This window comes from Nafulsella turpanensis ZLM-10, from assembly GCF_000346615.1.
Taxonomy (GTDB): domain Bacteria; phylum Bacteroidota; class Bacteroidia; order Cytophagales; family Cyclobacteriaceae; genus Nafulsella; species Nafulsella turpanensis.
The window spans coordinates 97,640-116,341 of the sequence record NZ_ANNU01000024.1; the positions used below are offsets into that span (position 1 = coordinate 97,640).

The window sequence follows — 18,702 nt, forward strand, 5'->3', positions numbered from 1 at the left end:
TTTGTCTTAAAAAATTCTTAATAATTGAAACTAAATTACCAAACCCATTAAAAACCAACGACCATATAGGATTATTATCAGCGGCGGCGGAACGGGTGGTCATATTTACCCGGCTATTGCCATTGCAGATGCGCTCAGGCAGCTAAGGTCCGACACAGAAATTCTCTTTGTGGGGGCAGAGGGTCGTATGGAGATGCAGAAAGTACCGGAGGCAGGGTACCTCATTGAAGGCTTACGCATCAGCGGCCTTCAGCGCAGGCTTACCCTTGATAATCTGTCCTTTCCTTTTAAGCTGATTGCCAGTTTCCGGAAGGCAGGTGCGATTGTTAAAAGCTTCCGCCCGGATGTGGTCGTTGGGGTAGGGGGATATGCCAGCGGTCCGCTCATGCTGGCCGCCACAGCACAGGGTATACCGGGTGTATTGCAGGAGCAGAATTCCTATGCCGGCCTTACCAATAAATGGCTGGCAAAACGGGCGAAAAAGATTTGCGTGGCTTATCCAAATATGGAGCGCTATTTCCCGGCCGATAAACTGGTTTTTACCGGAAATCCGGTCCGGAAGGATATACAGCATTTAGAAGAGAAAAGAGCAGAAGCCTTATCGCATTTTGGTTTTTCGGCTGATAAAAAAGTATTGCTGCTGATAGGTGGCAGCCTCGGGGCCCGCAGCCTGAATGAAGGGATGAAAAGGGATTTGGAGAAAATAAAAGAAGCAGGCGTACAGCTGATCTGGCAGACCGGAAAATTCTACTACGATTCCATGGTGGCGGAGCTGGGTAAAGAGCCGGCAGCGCATATCCGTATGCAGCCTTTTATTAAAGAAATGCAGCTGGCTTATGCCGCGGCCGATGTGGTGGTATCCAGGGCAGGTGCCCTGTCGATATCGGAATTATGTCTGGCTGCTAAGCCTGCCCTGCTGGTGCCTTCTCCTAATGTGGCGGAAGACCACCAGACCAAAAATGCCATGGCCCTGGTAAACCAGGGGGCAGCGGTGCTGGTGAAAGACGGTGAGGCAGCTAACGGACAACTGGTGCCGCAGGCTTTAGCTCTCTTGGATAATGAGGCAAAACAAAAAGAATTAAGCAGGAACATCAGCAAACTGGCGAAGCCTGATGCGGCCCTGCAAATTGCAGAAGAAATAATAAAACTGATACCTTGAAGCTCGACGATATCCATAACGTGTTTTTCCTTGGCATTGGCGGCATTGGCATGAGCGCCCTGGCCCGCTGGTTTATGCTCCAGGGCAGGCAGGTAAGCGGCTACGACCGTACGCCCACTGCGCTAACGCGTCAGCTGGAAGCGGAGGGGATGCAGATACACTTTGAGGATGATATTGCCCATATCCCGGCTGTTGTGCTGGAAGATAAGGAGCATACACTGGTAGTTTATACACCTGCCATCCCTAAAGGGCACCAGGAGTTTGATTACCTGCAGGCGAAGTGCTTTACCATTAAGAAAAGAGCGGAGGTGCTGGGCATTATTACCCAGGCATATTACACTATAGCAGTGGCCGGAACCCATGGAAAAACCACTACCTCTTCCATGATTGCCCATATCCTGAAGGCTTCCGGCCGGGCTTGTTCAGCTTTTCTGGGAGGTATTGCCACCAACTACAACTCTAACCTTATCTGGCATTCCGGAGAGGAAAAGCCGGTGGTTGTGGTGGAAGCCGATGAGTTCGACCGTTCCTTCCTGTGGCTGAAGCCAAATGTAGCGGTTTTAACTGCCACCGATGCCGACCACCTCGATATTTATGGGAAGCATGAATCTTTACTGCAGTCCTTTCAGGAGTTCCTGCAGCGGGTTAATCCAGAAGGTAATATTTTCCTGAGCCAGCGTGCGGCTTCGGGCGAACTGCTGAATGCAGCGGGGCAGCTGGCCACCACTAAAATATATGCGGCAGGAGCATCCGCCGACTGCCGGGCGGAGAATATCAGGATAGAAGAGGGCCGCTTTGTGTTCGACTACTATGGCAATGGTACTACCATTCCGGCACTTTCTATGCCAATGCCAGGCTTCCATAATGTAGAGAATGCAGTAGCAGCCATTAGTGTGGGGCTTCAGCTCAACCTGACAGAAGAGCAATTAAGAAGTGCTCTGGACAGTTACAAGGGCGTGAAAAGGCGATTTGAATATATACTCGACCGGCCTAACATTAAGTTTATCGATGATTATGCGCATCATCCGGAGGAAATCAGCGCCTTTTTAAAATCGGTAAGGGCCCTGTTTCCGACAAAAAAGATTACGGCTATTTTTCAGCCGCACCTTTTCAGCCGCACCCGCGATTTTGCCGAAGGCTTCAGTGCTTCGCTTAGCCTGGCCGACGAGGTAATTCTGACGGAGGTTTACCCGGCGCGCGAGTTGCCGATGGAAGGTGTAAGTTCTGAAATGATATTCAAAAATATTACAAGTCAGGAAAAGCAGCTGATTGAAATGGTACACCTGCCGGAACAGATAAGAAAAGGCGAATTTGAGGTGGTGCTAACCATAGGTGCAGGCGATATTGATAAACAAATACCGCTGATAAAGAAGCTATTGGAGGAAAAGTATGAAGGTTAATTCAGGACTTTTAAGGGCAGGAAAGTGGGTGCTGGCTTCCATTGCAGTAGTAGGCTCGGTAGGCCTGGTGGTGCATAAGGAAGGGGAGCGGTCTTTTAAAAAGATTGTCATTAACATCGAAAATCAGTACGATAATTATTTTGTAAATGAGGCCGATGTAATGCACCTGATTTCTGCCGGAGGGACCGAAAAAATTTTAGGCACTGCTTACGAAAGTTTAAGCCTTAAAAAAGTTGAAAATAGGATAAAGACTCATAAGTTTGTAAATAGTACGGAAGTCTTCAAAGACTTCAGGGGTAATTTATTTGTGAATATTACACAAAACCGACCCTTGGCCAGAATTATCCGCCAGTACAGCCCTCATGCTTACATAAGTACTGAAGGAGAAATACTGCCGGTATCCGAACGCTTTACTGCCCGGGTTCCATTAATCAGCGGCCCTTATACCGACAAGCTAGTGAAGAGCGACCTTTCAGAAACTGAAGAAGGCCGGCAGGTCTATGAACTGCTGCGCTATATCGATGAAGATCCTTTCTGGAAGGCGCAGATTGCGCAATTGGAAATCGACGCAAAGGGCCACATAATAATGTACCCGCAGGTGACCAAACAATTTATTGAGTTTGGTAAAGCCGAGCAGATTGAACAGAAGTTTAAAAAGCTCAAAATTTTCTATGACAAAATTCTGCCTGCCAAAGGCTGGAATAGCTATAGAAAAGTAAATGTAAAATACCAGGACCAGATCATTTGTGAATAATTTTTTTAAGGCATGGAAGACAAAATAGTAGTTGGACTCGATATTGGAACCACTAAAATTTGTGCGATTGTGGGTCGCAGGAATGAGTATGGTAAGCTCGAGGTGTTGGGAATGGGCAAAGCTGTTTCGGATGGAGTAGTCCGGGGCATTGTTACCAACATCGATAAAACGGTGAGCGGAATTGAAAAAGCCATTGCGGAGGCCGAAGAGCAGTCGGGCATTAGCATTGGCGTGGTAAATGTTGGCATTGCCGGTCAGCACATCAAAAGCTCCATCCATCATGGCAGCATTACCCGCAACTCTAACGACGATGAAATTACGGTAGAGGATGTAAACAGGCTCACCAATGATATGTACCGGATCGTGATTCCTCCGGGCAGCGAAATCATTCACGTGATGCCGCAAAACTATACGGTCGACTATGAAGAAGGGATTAAAGACCCGGTAGGGATGTCGGGCGTAAAACTGGAGGCCGACTTCCATATTATTACCGCCCAGACAAATGCCATTAACAACGTTAATAAGTGCGTGCGCCGTGCAGGCCTCGAAATAGAAAACCTGATTCTGGAGCCACTGGCCAGTAGTCTTGCCGTTTTGAGCGAGGAGGAGAAAGAAGCCGGTGTTTGCCTGGTCGACATAGGTGGCGGAACTACTGATATTGCAATCTTCCATGACAATATCATCCGCCATACGGCTGTTGTTCCTTTCGGGGGCAACATCATTACTTCGGATATTAAGCAGGGCTGTATGGTAATGCAACACCAGGCAGAGCTGTTAAAAACAAAGTTTGGTCGTGCCATAGGGGAAGAAGCGAGCGAGAATGAAATCGTTTCTATTCCGGGCCTACGCAACCGTGCACCTAAAGAAATCTCCATCAAAAACCTGGCGCACATTATCGAAGCCAGGATGGAAGAGATTATCGAGCTGGTACATGCCGAAATAATTACATCAGGCTATGAAAATCGCCTGGCAGGAGGTATCGTTATTACCGGTGGCGGATCGCAGCTGGCGGGTGTTAAGCAGCTGTTTGAGTATATGACCGGAATGGATGCCCGTATTGGTTATCCGAACGAGCACCTGGGTAAGAGCAAAATAGAGCTGGTAAAGAGCCCGATGTACGCCACTACGGTAGGCCTGGTATTAACAGGCTTTAAAGCAGTGGATGACCGCGAAAACCGTTACAACGAAAAGCGGAGTCAGCTGCAAAACAAGCAGCAGCCGAAGAAGGACGGAAAAGCCAATGGTGGTGCCGGTTTCTTCGGACGTATCCTAGACAAAACCAAAAATCTGCTCATCGACGATATCGACGATAAAGAAGATTACTAAACCAGAATTTACAATTTAATTATTATAGGAAAGGAGAATTATTATGACAGAAAATAAGTATTCTTTCGAGATGCCCTCTCATCACAAATCTATCATCAAGGTAATAGGCGTAGGCGGCGGTGGTAGCAATGCGGTTAATCACATGTTTAGCCAGGGTATCCGGGATGTTGAATTCTACGTGTGTAATACAGACTCGCAGGCGCTGAAAGGTAGCCTGGTGCCTAATAAATTACAGATTGGCGTAAACCTTACCGAAGGCCTTGGTGCGGGTGCCAATCCTGAAAAAGGTAAAAATGCGGCCATCGAAAGTAAGGAGGAAATTCGCGACCTGCTGAGCAAAGACACTAAAATGGTGTTTATTACCGCTGGTATGGGGGGTGGTACCGGTACCGGTGCAGCACCTGAAATTGCCCGTGTAGCTAAAGAGCTTGGTGTACTTACCGTGGGTATTGTAACCCTTCCTTTTAACTTCGAAGGCCGTAAAAAGCTAAAACAGGCCCAGAAAGGGATTGATGAGCTAAAGGCAAATTGCGATACGGTTATCGTAATTTTGAACGATAAGCTTCGTGAAATCTATGGCAACCTGCCTATTAGCGATGCCTTTGCACAGGCCGATAATGTTTTAACTACCGCTGCGAAAGGTATTGCCGAAATTATTACCGTTCCGGGCCACGTAAACGTGGACTTTGAAGATGTGAAAACGGTCATGAAAGATAGCGGTGCTGCCGTAATGGGCTCTTCCCAGACAGAAGGAGAGAACCGTGCCCGCCGTGCAGCAGAAGAGGCTATTTCTTCGCCACTACTGGACAGCCGCAATATTCTGGGAGCCCAGAAGATACTGCTCTCAATTATTTCCGGCGAGCAGGCTGAACTGCAGATGGATGAGCTGACAGAAATCACTGAGTTTATCCAGGATAAAGCTGGCGACGATGCAGAGGTTATTTTCGGTCATGGTATTGATCCGGAGCTGGGTAACAGCATAAGAGTAACGGTAATTGCCACCGGCTTTAACCTGGAAGAATCAAGTGCCTTTTTGGCTTCCGATAACAGCAAGCGTGTAATTGACCTGGAGTCGAACAAACAGCTGAACCTGTATGAGCAGGAGTCGTCAAAACCAAACAATAACGAGGACAGCAAGCAAAATTTTACTAAAGGCTACTCTTTCGAGCAGCCGGCCCATTCGCCCAAGCCTGAGGAGCAGGAGTCAACCCCTTATCTGGATTTGGGCGAGGAGTATGAGTTTGTGAGTGCGAACCCACAAAGCTTTGAAGCAAAGTTTGAGGAAGAAGAGGAGAGCGATGCCAGTCTTGCGCATAAGCGCCAGGTATTAATGCAAAAGGCACAGGAGCGGGTACGCCGTCTGAAAGGCTTAAAACACGGAGGCCAGAATTACAGCGAAGATGATTTTAAAGATCGCCTCGACCAGCCGGCTTATTTGCGTAAAAATGTTCGCCTGAAGGATGTGCCGCACTCTTCTGAAAAGAATATTTCGCGTTTTAACCTGAATGACGATAATCAGATTTTAGGGAACAATAAGTTTTTGCACGATAATGTAGATTAAGTCTTGCAGGGAAGACTTTTTATTCCCTGCCATTTAAAGACTTTTTAATCTTTTCTGTCATACTTTTAATTTCCTTTATCCTGGAGTACAGCGAAGGCATGTACTCCAGGATTTTTTTATGCCATTATGAGATGCCCTTAAGCCAGGCGCCATTGATTTCCAGATCAGGAAGAAACTCTTCTTAACTTCTTAAAGTGAGGAGGAAGAGGGTTAGGAGCTGCTACACGGAAAAGAAGCAGCCTTCCTTTTTGCAAATGGGAAGGCTTTTTTTCTAAATTGCCTCTTTCAGCCCCTTAAGCTGAGCAATAAAACAATCTTTTTGCTAACGTATTAATAAACAGGTAGTCAGCTAAACGTAAAGCAGATAGTACTTTTGTTGTTTTTCTGCAGGCGCCTAAATTTTTGGATCTATGATAGAGCAAATTAATGAAGCGGTTGATTTTATCCGCAGAAAGACTTCTTTTTTGCCCAGAACGGGTATTATTCTCGGTACGGGTCTGGGGCAGCTAATCAATAAAGTGAAAATTGAGGCCCAGATTCCGTATGCCGATATACCTCAGTTTCCGGTTTCCACGGTAGAGAGCCACAGCGGTCACTTAATTTTTGGCTGGTTAAGCGATAAGCCGGTAGTGGTAATGCAGGGCCGCTTTCATTATTATGAAGGCTACAACATGAAACAGGTAACTTTTCCGGTAAGGGTGTTAAAGAAACTGGGCATCCTTCGGCTGTTTATTTCCAATGCGGCAGGCGCCCTCAACCCCGATCATCGGTTAGGAGACCTAATGGTCCTAAACGACCACATCAATCTTTTTCCGGAGAATCCACTCTGGGGGCAAAACCTGGATGAGTTTGGTCCTCGCTTCCCGGATATGTTTGAGCCTTACGACCGCCAGCTTTTAAAGCAGACTTTATATGTAGCTGATACGCTCAACATTAAAGTGCACCAGGGAGTATATGCCGGTGTTCCCGGGCCGAACCTCGAAACGCCGGCAGAGTATCGCTACCTTCGCACCATCGGCGCCGACGCGGTGGGAATGTCCACCATACCAGAGAATATAGTGGCACGGCACATGAACCTGCCGGTAATGGCTATTTCCGTCCTGACCGACCTATGCATGCCCGGTTATCTGGAGCCGGTTTCTATTGAAAAGGTATTAGCCGCTGCTGCGGGAGCAGAGCCTAAGCTAACCAGCATAATAACAGAACTAACTGCACAATTAAACGACTGAAACATGAGACCCAAGCAGGAAGAATATGCTCCTTTTTATGCCGGATATGTAGAGGCATGTAAGGAAGAATCGGCTATCGAAGCCCTTGAGCAGTCTTTTAAAGAAGCCCTGCCTTTTTTGCAGAGCATCCCAAAAGAGAAGGCCGACCACCGATACGCAGAAGGGAAGTGGAGTGTAAAGGAGCTATTGCAGCATATGATCGATACCGAAAGAATTATGGGCTACAGGGCCCTCCGCTTTGCCCGAAACGACCAGACGGAACTCGCAGGCTTTGATGAGGATGCATATGTAAGCGTACTGGATTTGAGTAATAGAAAATTATCCTCTCTGGTGGCTGAATTCCTGGAGCTCCGCAACAGTACCCTTAGTTTATTCAGGGGCTTTTCGGAAGAAGATTTAAAAAGAAAAGGAAAAGCCAGCGGGCAGCCTGCTTCGGTTAGAGCCATAGGATTTATCATCGCAGGCCATCAGCGACATCATTTTAACATACTGCAGGAGCGGTATTTAAAATGAGAAGGATGACTTTAGACCTGAGACAATAGGATAATAGAGGAAAAGTTCGGGCGATAGGAAAGCCATTAAAGTGGCTCTTAACAAACCTGCCAGCATCTAAAATCGAACAACCAACAACAAATAACGAACAACTAACATGGAACTGAAAGATAAAATAGCGATAGTAACCGGAGCAAGTAAGGGAATAGGCCTGGAAACAGCCAAAAGTCTGCTGGAGGCCGGGGCCAAAGTAGCCGGGTGGAGTAGAAGTAAACCAGCACTCGGGCATGAAAACTTTTTACATGTGGAAACAGACATCCGCGATTATGCCTCGGTAGAGCAGGCATTGCGGCAAACCCGCGAGCGTTGGGGCGACGAAATGGCGGTGCTGGTGAATAATGCCGGTCTTGGCTACCAGGGAAAATTCGAAGAAATGCCAATGGAAGAGTGGCATGCCATGTTCGAAACCAACGTTAACGGGATCTTTTATGCAACCCGCTTAGTTCTTCCACTGATGAAAAAAAGAGGCGAAGGGCACATCATTAATGTTTCGTCCATTGCAGGAACGACTGGCATTGAAACCATGGCAGGTTACTGCGGCTCAAAGCATGCGGTAAGAGGTATCTCTCACTCTTTGTACAAGGAGGTACGTAACGATGGGGTAAAAGTGACCTGCATATACCCCGGTTCTGTTAAGACCAACTTTTTCGATGCTATCGATACCGTAACAGCCAATGATAATATGATGCGGCCGGAAGATGTTGCGGAAACCATCCTGCATGCCATTCAAACCCACCGGAACTTTCACCTGGTAGATATAGAAATGCGTCCCCTGAAGCCGAAAGGATAAGCATCTCTTCGTGATTGGATTCACTTTTTGCTATCTTACAGCTGCCTCATTTATTTAATTATGGAATTAGAAAATATTCTGAAAGAATTTAAAGCCATCACTGATTCAACAGTCAGCAAGGAAGCCGCGGAGGTAGACAAGCAGGCTAAATGGCCGGAAAGCAGTATCCGCCTGATGCAGCAGAAAGGACTGGCTGGTCTGGTAGTGCCAAAAGAATTTGGAGGCTTGGGTCAGGGGCTTTTTGGTCTGGCCAGGGCCTGTGAGATCATTGGTCAGGCCTCCGGCTCTACTGCCTTGTGTTTTGGGATGCATTGTGTAGGCTCTGCCGTTATTGCAGCAAAAGCCACAAAAGAGCAGGCAAAGAATTTTCTGGAGCCCATTGCCAGAGGAGAACATCTAACTTCACTGGCCCTGAGCGAGCCGGGAACAGGCGCTCACTTTTATTTTCCTCAAACTCAGTTGCTGGCCACTTCGGAGCAGGGGTTCATGCTCAATGGCACCAAAAGTTTTGTGACAAATGGGGGATTTTGCGATTCGTATGTAGTTTCTACCGTAGGAGTCGAGGCCGATGCTCCCGTCCACCAGTTTTCGTGTGTACTGCTTGAAAAGTCTACGGCCGGAATGGTGTGGGGGCCGGGGTGGAATGGAATGGGCATGCGGGGAAATTCGTCACGTAACCTGAACTTAAAGAACGTGGTGGTTCCTGCCAAAAACCTGCTGGGAGAGCGGGGAGATCAGTTGTGGTATATCTTCCATGTGGTGGCTCCTTACTTTTTAACTGCCATGGCAGGTACTTATTTGGGCATTGCGCAGGCTGCTTTCGATGAGGCCAAACAGCATTTATCAGAACGTTCGCATAGTCACAGTGGTCTCGTGCTGGGGCAGGTATCCCATTTACAGTATAAGCTAGGGCGGCTTTGGGCGAAGATAGAAAGAACACGACAGCTTATTTACCATGCGGCCCGTGAGGGAGAGGGGGCTCTCCTGGCCCTTTTATCAGCTAAAGCAGAGGTGGCACATTGTGTGGAAGAGGTGGTAAACGAAGCCATGACGCTCACAGGAGGCCTCGCCTACCGCGAAAATTCCAGATTCGATGTGCTGCTTCGCGATGCCCGTGCCGCCCATATTATGGCACCTACTACCGATTTGCTGTATACCTGGTTGGGGCGGGCAATTCTTGAACAGCCAATCTTAAATGATTAGTAACTAAACTTTTTCCTGGAAAAATGAAGGTTGTCTACATCGGGTTACGAGAAGCAACATTGCAGTTGATAAAGGAGAGTCTGGAGGATCCGAAAGCAATATTCTTACCCATACCTGAAGCAGATCTTTCTTCTGCCTGGGGAGAGCTCCACGAAGCAGATCTGCTTCTTATCGGAGAGGAAGCGCTTAACCCTATTCAAATTACCCAAAAGGTTTTTAGCCACGATGCCCAGCTTTCCATTATTGTTGTTAATGATGAACAAAACTACCATAAAATAAAGCAGTCCCTGCTCTTTACTCCCTTTATTGGTTCCACTGTTCAAAGCGTATCAAATGCAGCCGGAAGAGGTTTGGCTGCTGTTGTAAAAGATCATGTGCAACGGACACAACAGCGGAGGAGCTACAGCAGTATTAAAAATTCCCTTGCTGGTGTTACGGTTGTCTCCACCCAAAAGGTGGAAAGGATCAAGACCGATTATTTACACAAGGTGCTGGAAGGGGCTCCGGTTGGACTGGTACTGATGAGTAAGGCAGGGATTATTCTTTCGTTTAATACCTATGCTGCTGGTTTATTTAAGAAATCTGAAAGGGAGGTGCTGGGCACTTCTGTAGCAACGCTTTTTCCTGAAGATGTGCGGGAGGAAATGGAGGAGTTCTTTGGCCAGTCCCGGTCAGCACCAATAAGCAGAAATGTAGCCTACCCGGCAGATAAGAAGCCAACCTTTCTGGAGGTTATTTTATCTTATGTAGAGAAGGAAGGCTTCTCCTACAAAATTGCCCTTATTAAAGATGTAACAGACCAGGTGCTGGCCCGGAAATCAATAGAGGAGAGTGCCCAGAAAGTAAAAATGATCGTCGGAGCTATGCCTGAAATGGCATGGACAGCCCAGCCGGATGGAAAGATTGACTTTTTGAACCATCGCTGGTATGAGTATACTGGCCAAACACCTTCGGTAGCTGCATGGGAACAGGCCGTTCACCCGGATGATTTGCCAGGAGTACTTTCCCTCTGGGGTGAGGCGTTACAGAAAGGAAAGCTTTACCAGCTGGAATGCCGTTATTTGCAGGCTAGTGACCAAATCTACCGGTGGCACCTCACCCGTGCACTTCCGGTAAAGGATAAAGAAGGGAAAATCCTGTCGTGGGTGGGTACCTGTACCGATATTCAAAGCTTAAAAGACACCCAGAAAGAGCTGCAGATGACGGCCGAAGAGTTGGCCGCCAGTAATGAAGAGCTTTCCGCGGCCAATGAGGAGATTACGGCCAGTAATGAAGAGCTTCATGAAATAAATGAGCGGTTAATAAAGGTAAATGCCGATTTAGATAATTTTATCTATACCGCTTCCCATGATTTAAAGGCACCAATTGCCAATATAGAAGGTCTTGTGCTCCTTCTGGAAAAAAAGCTTGTTAAGGAGGATAAGGAAAATCAGCAGGTGCGGAATATTTTTGGAATGATCCATTCTTCCGTCAGGCGTTTTCAGGGGACCATTGCTGATTTAACAGAGGTTGTTAAGCTTCAGAGACTGATGGAGATAGAGGTGGAAGAGGTTAATGTTGCTAAATTAATAGAAGATGTAAAACTGGATTTTTCGCAACAATTACAGGAAGTGGAGGCCAGGGTGGAGGTGCAGGTTGATAATAATCTGACGGTTTCCTTTTCCCGTAAAAACTTAAAGAGTATCATCTATAACCTGCTTTCCAATGCTATAAAGTACCGAAGCCCGGAACGGAAGCTACATATTAAAATCACTTCCTGCCAGGAAGGGCGGTTCCAGGTGCTGGCTGTACAGGATAATGGATTAGGAATGGAGTTTAAAGATCCTGAAAAGATTTTTGGTATGTTCAGGCGAATGCACTCTCATGTAGAAGGGACCGGAATAGGCTTATATATGGTTAGAAAGATAATAGAAAATGAAGGAGGCTTTATTAAAGTGGAAAGTCAGCCGGGGAAGGGCTCTACCTTTAGAGTTTATTTTCCGGAAAGATAAAACAGGTAAACGACTGATAGAGGTATCTCTTCCGATGGAAGAGAAAACCGGGGATGGGTTAATGAGATAAAAACAGTTGTGGTTTGCCAGTCTCCATAAGGATTTATTAATTTAGCCGTTAATGCTAAAAATTGCACCATGTCATTAGAGATAATCGGTCTTAGTAAACATTACGGAAAGCAGAAAGCGGTTGATAACATCTCTTTCTCTGTAAAGGAAGGGGAAATACTGGGCTTTCTGGGGCCGAATGGGGCTGGTAAATCTACCACCATGAAAATTGCCACCTGCTTTATTCCTCCTACCGCAGGAACAGTAAAAGTAAATGGACTGGATGTGCAGCAAAACCCACTGGCGGTTCGCAAAACTATTGGATACCTGCCCGAACATAACCCCCTTTACCTGGAAATGTATGTGCACGAATACCTGCGCTTTATTGGCTCCCTCCATGGCCTGGGAGGGAAAAAGCTCCGGGAGCGGGTAAAGGATGTTGTTGGCCTTTGCGGGCTGGAGCATGAGCAAAATAAGCGGATTCAGGCACTCAGCAAAGGCTATCGGCAAAGAGTCGGGCTTGCGCAGGCCTTAGTGCATGACCCTAAAGTGCTGATCCTGGATGAGCCCACCACCGGCCTGGACCCAAACCAGATTCTGGAAATCCGGGAGCTGATAAAAGATATCAGCAGCCAGAAAACAGTGGTATTTTCCACCCATATTATGCAGGAGGTGCAGGCGCTGTGTAGTCGGGTAGTTATTATCAATCGTGGAAATATTGTGGCCGATAGCCCGGTGGAGCGCCTGAGGGAACAAAGAGGAAAAGGGAGGGTCATCAGCGTAGAATTTGAACGCCCTGTGGATAGCCGCCTCTTACAGCAGATTGAAGGTATCCACCAAATAGAGCAGCCTTCCAATACCCGCTACGTGCTGTATGGCAATGAAGACCGGGGCCTGCGCTCCCGCATCTTTCGTGTGGCGGCCGATAACGACCTTCCGCTCATTGGGCTGAGACAGGAAGAAAGCTCGCTGGAGAGTATCTTTCAGGAGTTAACCCATAATCCAAAACCCTCGGCATGAAAGAAATCTTTTTTAAAGAAGTCAATGCATTTCTGAGTTCCCTCATTGCCTATATCGTGCTCAGCGTATTCCTGATAGGAGTAGGGCTGCTGGTGTGGGTATTTCCCGAAACGAGCGTGCTCAATTATGGCTATGCCGACCTCGAAACCCTGTTTTCCTTCGGGCCATATGTGCTGCTGTTCCTGATTCCGGCCATTACCATGCGCCTGTTTGCGGAAGAGCGAAAGGCCGGTACCATGGAGCTGCTCTTTACCCGTCCGCTAACGGATTGGCAAATCATACTCGGAAAGTACTTCAGCAGCCTGTTTTTATTACTGTTAGCTCTGCTGCCCACGCTTCTTTACTATTACAGCGTATATGAGCTGGGGAACCCGGTGGGGAATATTGATACGGCGGGTTTTGCAGGCTCCTACCTGGGTTTGTTCCTTTTAGGGGCAGTGTTTGCCGCTATCGGGGTTTTTGCCTCTTCCTTAACCGAGAACCAGATTGTGGCTTTCCTGGTGGCTCTTTTCCTTTGCTTTCTGCTGTATACCGGTTTTGCTTCCCTGGCAGCTATCGATGTGTGGGGAACCGGCGCTTATATTATTCAGCAGTTAGGGATTGTATACCATTACGATGCCCTGAGCCGTGGTCTTATAGATTCCAGAAACCTGGTGTACTTCCTGAGTGTCATCTTACTGATGTTGTCCTTCACCAAATTAGTTCTGAGCAGTAGAAAATGGTAAATAATTCCCGACAGCCCTATAGCGGAACCCAGAAGAAAATCGAAAGCCTCCTTCGCTTCGGCATTGTTATTATGCTGCTGCTGATAGCCAATGTACTGGCCAGGGATTATTTTTTTCGCATCGACCTTACCGAAGACAAGCGCTACACCATTACCGATGCCACCAAAAACCTGCTGCGCGAGCTCGACGATGTGGTATATGTGGAGGTATACCTGGAAGGAGAAGTACCGGGCGGTTTTAAACGACTGCAGCGTTCCATCCGCGAAACCCTGGAGGAGTTCCGGAATATTGCAGGGCCTAAGGTGCAGTTCAGCTTTATAGATCCCGCCGAAGCGGCATCGCCGGAGGCCCGGAATGAATTTTACCAGCGCCTGGCCGCCAAAGGGCTGCAGCCCACCAATATCATCGATACGGAAGGCGGCCGGAAAACAGAAAAAATTGTGGTGCCCGGTGCGGTCATTTCCTATGGCGGCGAGGAGCAGGGGGTAATGCTGTTAGGAGGCAATAAAGCTGCCTCTCCGGAAGAAAAGCTGAACCAGTCGGTGGAAGGAATAGAATATGCCCTCGCCAGCACTATTCAGGCGCTGGCCCGGGAGCAGCAGTTTAGAGTTGGCTGGCTCACCGGCCACGGAGAGCTGGATTCGGTGCGGGTAAGCAGCGTACAGGAGGCAATTGCCGAAAAGTATATACTGGAAGAGGTTTTTCTGCCTGCCGCGCAAAATCTCGACCGCTACGATGCCCTTATTATGGCCAAACCTACGCAGCCCTTTAGCGAGCAGGCTAAATATAAGCTGGACCAGTACCTGCTCAATGGTGGCCGTGGCTTGTTTTTTGTCGACCAGGTGCTGGTAAATATGGATAGCGCCGGGGGAGAAGGAACCCTGGGAATTCCGCTCAACCTCAACCTGAATGACTTTTTCTTTAACTATGGTATCCGCCTGAATCAAAACCTGGTGCAGGATCTGAGCTCAGGGGCTTATCCGGTGGTCGTTGGTAATATCGGTACCGAGCCCCAAATCCAGATGATGCCCTGGCCTTTCTTCCCGGTTTTAAACAACTATGGGCCCCACGTCATCGTCCGCAACCTCGATGCTACCTACGGGCAGTTTATGAGCACCATCGATACGGTAAAGTCTGAGGGAATTAGTAAAGTGCCCCTCATTCTTACCTCTGAGTATGCCCGTACCTTTAATGCTCCCGTTCGGGTTAGCATAAACGATTTGCGGCGAGACCTCAACCCCAAGCAATACACTGAAGGGCCGCTGCCGGTAGGCTTTCTGCTGGAAGGGCGGTTTCCCTCCCTTTATCAGAACCGCTTTTTACCCGAGGGGGTACCTAATGAAGGTTTTCTGGAAGAGGGAGAGGCCAGACTAATTACGGTGGCAGATGGCGATTTTATTGCCAATGAATTAAACTTCCGCACGGGGGAGCCTTATCCTTTAGGCTTTGCACCCTTTACACAGCAAACCTTTGCCAACCAGGAGTTCGTTATGAATTCACTGGCTTATTTAACCAATGAGGAAGGGCTTATTCTGGCCAGAAACAAAGAAGTAAGTATCCGTCCGCTGGACCCGGTGCAAAGCGAGGAGGAAAAGCTCTTCTGGCAGGTAGTGAACCTGGCGGGGCCTGTTGTGCTGGTCATTTTGCTCGGCCTTGTTTTTAATTATGTGCGGAAGCGCCGGTATACCCATTTTAAAAGCTATTTGTAAGATGACGAAGAAAAACTGGGCCTTACTAATCATACTCCTGGTGCTGAGCGGGATTTTTGGCTTACTCATCAGCCAGGATAGCGCCAATACCAGTCTGGAAGTAGAGGAAGAGCTTTTTGCCGTTGCCGATACAGCTGCAATCCAGCGAATTGAACTGCTTCAGCCCGGAGGGGCGACACAGGTGCTGGAAAAGAAGGGCGGGAGCTGGCTGCTGAACGGGCAATACAAGGCCGATGAGCAGCTGATGCGGGTGCTTTTAAGCGTGCTGGAGCGCGTGGAGGTGAAGCGCCCGGTGGCCGGGAGCCAGCAGGAAGAAGTGCAGGCCGAACTCCGGAAGGAAGGGATACGTGTGCAGATTTTTGGGGCAGACGGATTGCTGGAAGAATATATAGCCGGCGGTGAGGAAGCCGAGCAACTCTCGGTGTTTATGCAGAACGACCAGGCTTATGTGGTAGAGTTGCCTGGATATGTCAATTATATCAGCGGTATTTTCCGGCTTACAGAAAATAACCTGCGCGACAGAACCCTATTTACCAGTAATTATCTTAACCTGCAGGAGGTGCTGGTGAACTACCCGGGAGAAACAGAGGATGTGGTGGTTCGTTTCGATGGCGCTACCCTGGAAGTAGGAGGTACGGGCGTGCCGGATAGTGCACAGCTACTTAATTTTTTAAGTTTGTTCGAAAATCTGCAGGCCACCGGCTTTGTAAATGTAAAGGAGTACCCGGAGCTGGACAGTCTCCTGCAGCAACCACCAGTGGCAAAGGTGGTGGTAACCGACCTCAATAATCCTGATGGCAAGGAGCTGGAAATTTATGCGCCCACACCCGACGGCCGTTTCCGGCTAGGCTACCTGCCGGAAGAGCAGCAGGCTTTACTGCTCGATGAGCGGCTTGCGCAGGCATTACTTATAGAAGCAGGAGAGCTGCGGCAGTAGTAACAGGGGAATTGAAAAGTAACAGGGGAATTGAAATAGAATTTTTTATTTACCACCGCAGTAGCTAATAAGGAGCCCAGGAATAAAATAAATCCATAAAGCTTTTCTTTTCGTAGGTCTATAGAAAAAGATTCAACCATGATAGACCTGCGAATACTATTGCTGCTCCCCTTCCTTCTTTTACTCAGCTGCAAAGGAAAGGATCCGGCACCTTCTGAAACTGAAAATGCCGTTTCTTATCTTGCCCTTGGCGATTCTTATACCATTGGAGAAAGTGTGGCTGAAGCGGAGCGCTTTCCGGTTATTTTAGCCAATGAGCTGGAAGAGGCAGGCGTAGAGGTGATGGGGCCGAAAATTATTGCCCAAACCGGCTGGACAACCGGCGACCTGCTGGCGGCCATTGAGGCTGCTGAATTGGCTGGTCAGGAATTCGACCTTGTTTCCCTGCTCATTGGAGTCAATAACCAGTATCAGGGGAGAAGCCTGGAGGAGTATGAAGCCGAATTCAGGCTGTTGCTGAACAAATCCATTGAGCTGGCGGGTGGAGAGAAGGAAAATGTTTTTGTTGTTTCCATCCCGGACTATGGCTACACCCCCTTTGGAGAGGCACGGCAGGAAACTATTAGCGAACAAATTGATTCATTCAATACCATTAATAAGGAAATAGCGGCAGAAGAGGGTATCCGCTACTTTAATATTACGCCAATTTCCCGGCAGGGCCTTGAGCAACCCGCACTGGTTGCGGATGATGGGCTGCATCCTTCCGGTGCCATGTATCAGTTATGGATAGACCTTATACTGGACGAGGTGTTGATGATGGTACAGGAGCCTTAAGCTGCTCTACTGGCCTGATTGAAGTTTATGGTTAGTATAGGGAGGTGAATTTTTGTAGAGGAGAAAAGAGTAATTGAGGGGAAGGTTCAAATAATATAGCCCGAAGCCCTAATTTTTAGGGAACAGCCCGGGTATTTTTCGTTCTATTTATATTTTTATTTTATCTTTACAGCTTTCGCAGCTATCTACTTCAAATTCAATCAAAACAAGGTATATGAAATTTATTGTTTCGTCTTCATCCTTATTAAAGCAGCTTTCGGGAATAAACGGAGTTATTACCACAAACCCGGTGGTTCCTATTCTGGAGAACTTTCTGTTTGAAATTAATAATGGCGTATTAACCATTACGGCTTCCGACCTGCAAACCAGCATGATTACCCAGCTCGAAGTAGAGGCAAAAGATAGCGGTAATATTGCAGTACCTGCCCGAATTTTAATGGATACGCTAAAGAACCTGCCGGAGCAGCCGGTAACTTTTAGCATAGACGAAGATACCTACAGCATTGAAATCAGCTCAGACAATGGTCGCTATAAACTGGCCGGCGAAAATGCAACTGATTTCCCCAAAGTGCCGGAAGTAACTGATCCATATACGGTCGACCTTTCTTCCGAAACACTTACAGCTGCTATCAATAATACTATTTTTGCAGTAAGCAACGACGAATTACGCCCGGCCATGACGGGTGTATATATTCGCCTTAACGATACCAATGCCACCTTTGTGGCTACCGATGGTCACCGTCTTATTCGCTACAGAAGGGTAGATGTGGCCGCCGACCTGGATAATTCACTGATTATCCCGCGCAAAGCCCTGAACCTGCTGAAATCTACGCTGCCCTCCGATAACACAAATGTAACGCTGGAGTTTAACGCCAGCAATGCTTACTTCAAGTTCGGTAATGTGCAGATGATTTGCCGCCTGATTGATGAGCGCTTCCCGGATTATGAAAACGTTATTCCGGCAGATAATAATAACCATATGGTTATAAACCGTATGCAGTTCCTGAGCTCCATGAAACGTATTGCCATTTATGCCAATAAAACCACTCACCAGGTGCGCCTGAAAATTACGGGCAGCGAACTCCAGATTTCGGCCGAGGATCTGGATTTTTCCAATGAAGCTTCTGAACGTCTGAGCTGCGACCATGACGGGGAGGATATCGAAATCGGCTTTAATGCCAAATTCCTGATTGAGATGCTGAACAACCTCGACAGTACCGATATTCAGCTAAACCTTTCCCAGCCAAACCGCGCCGGCCTTATCGTTCCACAGGATAAGGATGAAAATGAAGACATCCTGATGCTGGTTATGCCGGTGATGTTGAACAATTACGTTTAAGAAATTCACAAATCAGAAAAAAGGCTGCTTTCCACCCGGGAGGCTGCCTTTTTTTGTTTGTATGTCCCGTCCTGAAATAGCGATACACAAAAAGAAACGTTATGAGACAAGGAGAAGAGCCAGAG

General features: G+C 47.7%; 16 protein-coding genes. All 16 read left to right on the plus strand.

The window, feature by feature from the left end; all coding sequences use genetic code 11:
• The first annotated feature begins 46 nt into the window (after positions 1-46).
• The gene (gene murG / locus F752_RS0111270; RefSeq protein WP_026135677.1) at positions 47-1,159 is read left to right on the plus strand and encodes an undecaprenyldiphospho-muramoylpentapeptide beta-N-acetylglucosaminyltransferase; all 1,113 of its coding nucleotides are present in this window, start codon (positions 47-49) and stop codon (positions 1,157-1,159) included.
• Complete coding sequence (gene murC / locus F752_RS0111275) at positions 1,156-2,559, plus strand: UDP-N-acetylmuramate--L-alanine ligase (RefSeq protein ID WP_017731849.1); 1,404 nt, start codon at positions 1,156-1,158, stop codon at positions 2,557-2,559. Before murG ends, murC begins: the two co-directional genes overlap by 4 nt.
• Entirely contained in the window at positions 2,549-3,313 is a 765-nt protein-coding gene (locus tag F752_RS0111280; RefSeq protein ID WP_017731850.1) for a cell division protein FtsQ/DivIB, read from the plus strand. The genes murC and F752_RS0111280 overlap by 11 nt, the downstream gene beginning before the upstream one ends.
• Before the next feature lie 12 nt (positions 3,314-3,325).
• Positions 3,326-4,639 (plus strand): cell division protein FtsA, encoded by a 1,314-nt coding sequence (gene ftsA / locus F752_RS0111285; protein WP_017731851.1) that lies wholly within the window; start codon positions 3,326-3,328, stop codon positions 4,637-4,639.
• Between the two features lie 43 nt (positions 4,640-4,682).
• The gene (gene ftsZ, locus F752_RS0111290; RefSeq protein ID WP_017731852.1) at positions 4,683-6,200 is read left to right on the plus strand and encodes a cell division protein FtsZ; all 1,518 of its coding nucleotides are present in this window, start codon (positions 4,683-4,685) and stop codon (positions 6,198-6,200) included.
• 410 nt (positions 6,201-6,610) lie between these two features.
• On the plus strand, positions 6,611-7,429 hold the full coding sequence (locus F752_RS0111300) for a purine-nucleoside phosphorylase (RefSeq protein WP_017731853.1): 819 nt from the start codon (positions 6,611-6,613) through the stop codon (positions 7,427-7,429).
• 3 nt (positions 7,430-7,432) lie between these two features.
• Positions 7,433-7,942 carry a DinB family protein gene (locus F752_RS0111305; protein WP_017731854.1) on the plus strand — a complete coding sequence of 170 codons (510 nt, stop codon included), beginning with the start codon at positions 7,433-7,435 and terminating at the stop codon, positions 7,940-7,942.
• 136 nt (positions 7,943-8,078) lie between these two features.
• Positions 8,079-8,771, plus strand: coding sequence for an SDR family oxidoreductase (locus F752_RS0111310; RefSeq protein ID WP_017731855.1), 693 nt, complete (start codon positions 8,079-8,081; stop codon positions 8,769-8,771).
• 60 nt (positions 8,772-8,831) lie between these two features.
• Complete coding sequence (locus tag F752_RS0111315; RefSeq protein ID WP_040664538.1) at positions 8,832-9,974, plus strand: acyl-CoA dehydrogenase family protein; 1,143 nt, start codon at positions 8,832-8,834, stop codon at positions 9,972-9,974.
• 23 nt (positions 9,975-9,997) lie between these two features.
• Positions 9,998-11,965, plus strand: coding sequence for an ATP-binding protein (locus F752_RS25360; protein ID WP_081604549.1), 1,968 nt, complete (start codon positions 9,998-10,000; stop codon positions 11,963-11,965).
• Between the two features lie 138 nt (positions 11,966-12,103).
• Positions 12,104-13,033: a gliding motility-associated ABC transporter ATP-binding subunit GldA gene (gene gldA / locus F752_RS0111325; protein ID WP_017731858.1), complete on the plus strand. Its 930-nt coding sequence runs from the start codon at positions 12,104-12,106 to the stop codon at positions 13,031-13,033.
• Positions 13,030-13,758 carry a gliding motility-associated ABC transporter permease subunit GldF gene (gene gldF, locus F752_RS0111330; RefSeq protein ID WP_017731859.1) on the plus strand — a complete coding sequence of 243 codons (729 nt, stop codon included), beginning with the start codon at positions 13,030-13,032 and terminating at the stop codon, positions 13,756-13,758. Before gldA ends, gldF begins: the two co-directional genes overlap by 4 nt.
• On the plus strand, positions 13,752-15,467 hold the full coding sequence (gene gldG / locus F752_RS0111335; protein WP_017731860.1) for a gliding motility-associated ABC transporter substrate-binding protein GldG: 1,716 nt from the start codon (positions 13,752-13,754) through the stop codon (positions 15,465-15,467). Before gldF ends, gldG begins: the two co-directional genes overlap by 7 nt.
• A gap of 1 nt (position 15,468) precedes the next feature.
• The gene (locus tag F752_RS0111340; RefSeq protein ID WP_017731861.1) at positions 15,469-16,404 is read left to right on the plus strand and encodes a hypothetical protein; all 936 of its coding nucleotides are present in this window, start codon (positions 15,469-15,471) and stop codon (positions 16,402-16,404) included.
• Between the two features lie 138 nt (positions 16,405-16,542).
• The gene (locus F752_RS0111345; protein WP_017731862.1) at positions 16,543-17,238 is read left to right on the plus strand and encodes an SGNH/GDSL hydrolase family protein; all 696 of its coding nucleotides are present in this window, start codon (positions 16,543-16,545) and stop codon (positions 17,236-17,238) included.
• Positions 17,239-17,452: 214 nt separating this feature from the next.
• Positions 17,453-18,577 carry a DNA polymerase III subunit beta gene (gene dnaN / locus F752_RS0111350; protein ID WP_017731863.1) on the plus strand — a complete coding sequence of 375 codons (1,125 nt, stop codon included), beginning with the start codon at positions 17,453-17,455 and terminating at the stop codon, positions 18,575-18,577.
• Positions 18,578-18,702 lie beyond the last annotated feature (125 nt).

Excerpts from the sequence above, each read along its gene's own strand:
- ftsA (WP_017731851.1), top strand. The coding sequence starts at position 3,326 with ATGGAAGACAAAATAGTAGTTGGACTCGATATTGGAACCACTAAAATT.
- F752_RS0111280 (WP_017731850.1), top strand. The coding sequence starts at position 2,549 with ATGAAGGTTAATTCAGGACTTTTAAGGGCAGGAAAGTGGGTGCTGGCT.
- gldA (WP_017731858.1), top strand. The coding sequence starts at position 12,104 with ATGTCATTAGAGATAATCGGTCTTAGTAAACATTACGGAAAGCAGAAA.
- F752_RS0111345 (WP_017731862.1), top strand. The coding sequence starts at position 16,543 with ATGATAGACCTGCGAATACTATTGCTGCTCCCCTTCCTTCTTTTACTC.
- F752_RS25360 (WP_081604549.1), top strand. The coding sequence starts at position 9,998 with ATGAAGGTTGTCTACATCGGGTTACGAGAAGCAACATTGCAGTTGATA.
- F752_RS0111340 (WP_017731861.1), top strand. The coding sequence starts at position 15,469 with ATGACGAAGAAAAACTGGGCCTTACTAATCATACTCCTGGTGCTGAGC.
- gldF (WP_017731859.1), top strand. The coding sequence starts at position 13,030 with ATGAAAGAAATCTTTTTTAAAGAAGTCAATGCATTTCTGAGTTCCCTC.
- F752_RS0111300 (WP_017731853.1), top strand. The coding sequence starts at position 6,611 with ATGATAGAGCAAATTAATGAAGCGGTTGATTTTATCCGCAGAAAGACT.
- ftsZ (WP_017731852.1), top strand. The coding sequence starts at position 4,683 with ATGACAGAAAATAAGTATTCTTTCGAGATGCCCTCTCATCACAAATCT.
- F752_RS0111315 (WP_040664538.1), top strand. The coding sequence starts at position 8,832 with ATGGAATTAGAAAATATTCTGAAAGAATTTAAAGCCATCACTGATTCA.
- gldG (WP_017731860.1), top strand. The coding sequence starts at position 13,752 with ATGGTAAATAATTCCCGACAGCCCTATAGCGGAACCCAGAAGAAAATC.
- F752_RS0111310 (WP_017731855.1), top strand. The coding sequence starts at position 8,079 with ATGGAACTGAAAGATAAAATAGCGATAGTAACCGGAGCAAGTAAGGGA.
- F752_RS0111305 (WP_017731854.1), top strand. The coding sequence starts at position 7,433 with ATGAGACCCAAGCAGGAAGAATATGCTCCTTTTTATGCCGGATATGTA.
- dnaN (WP_017731863.1), top strand. The coding sequence starts at position 17,453 with ATGAAATTTATTGTTTCGTCTTCATCCTTATTAAAGCAGCTTTCGGGA.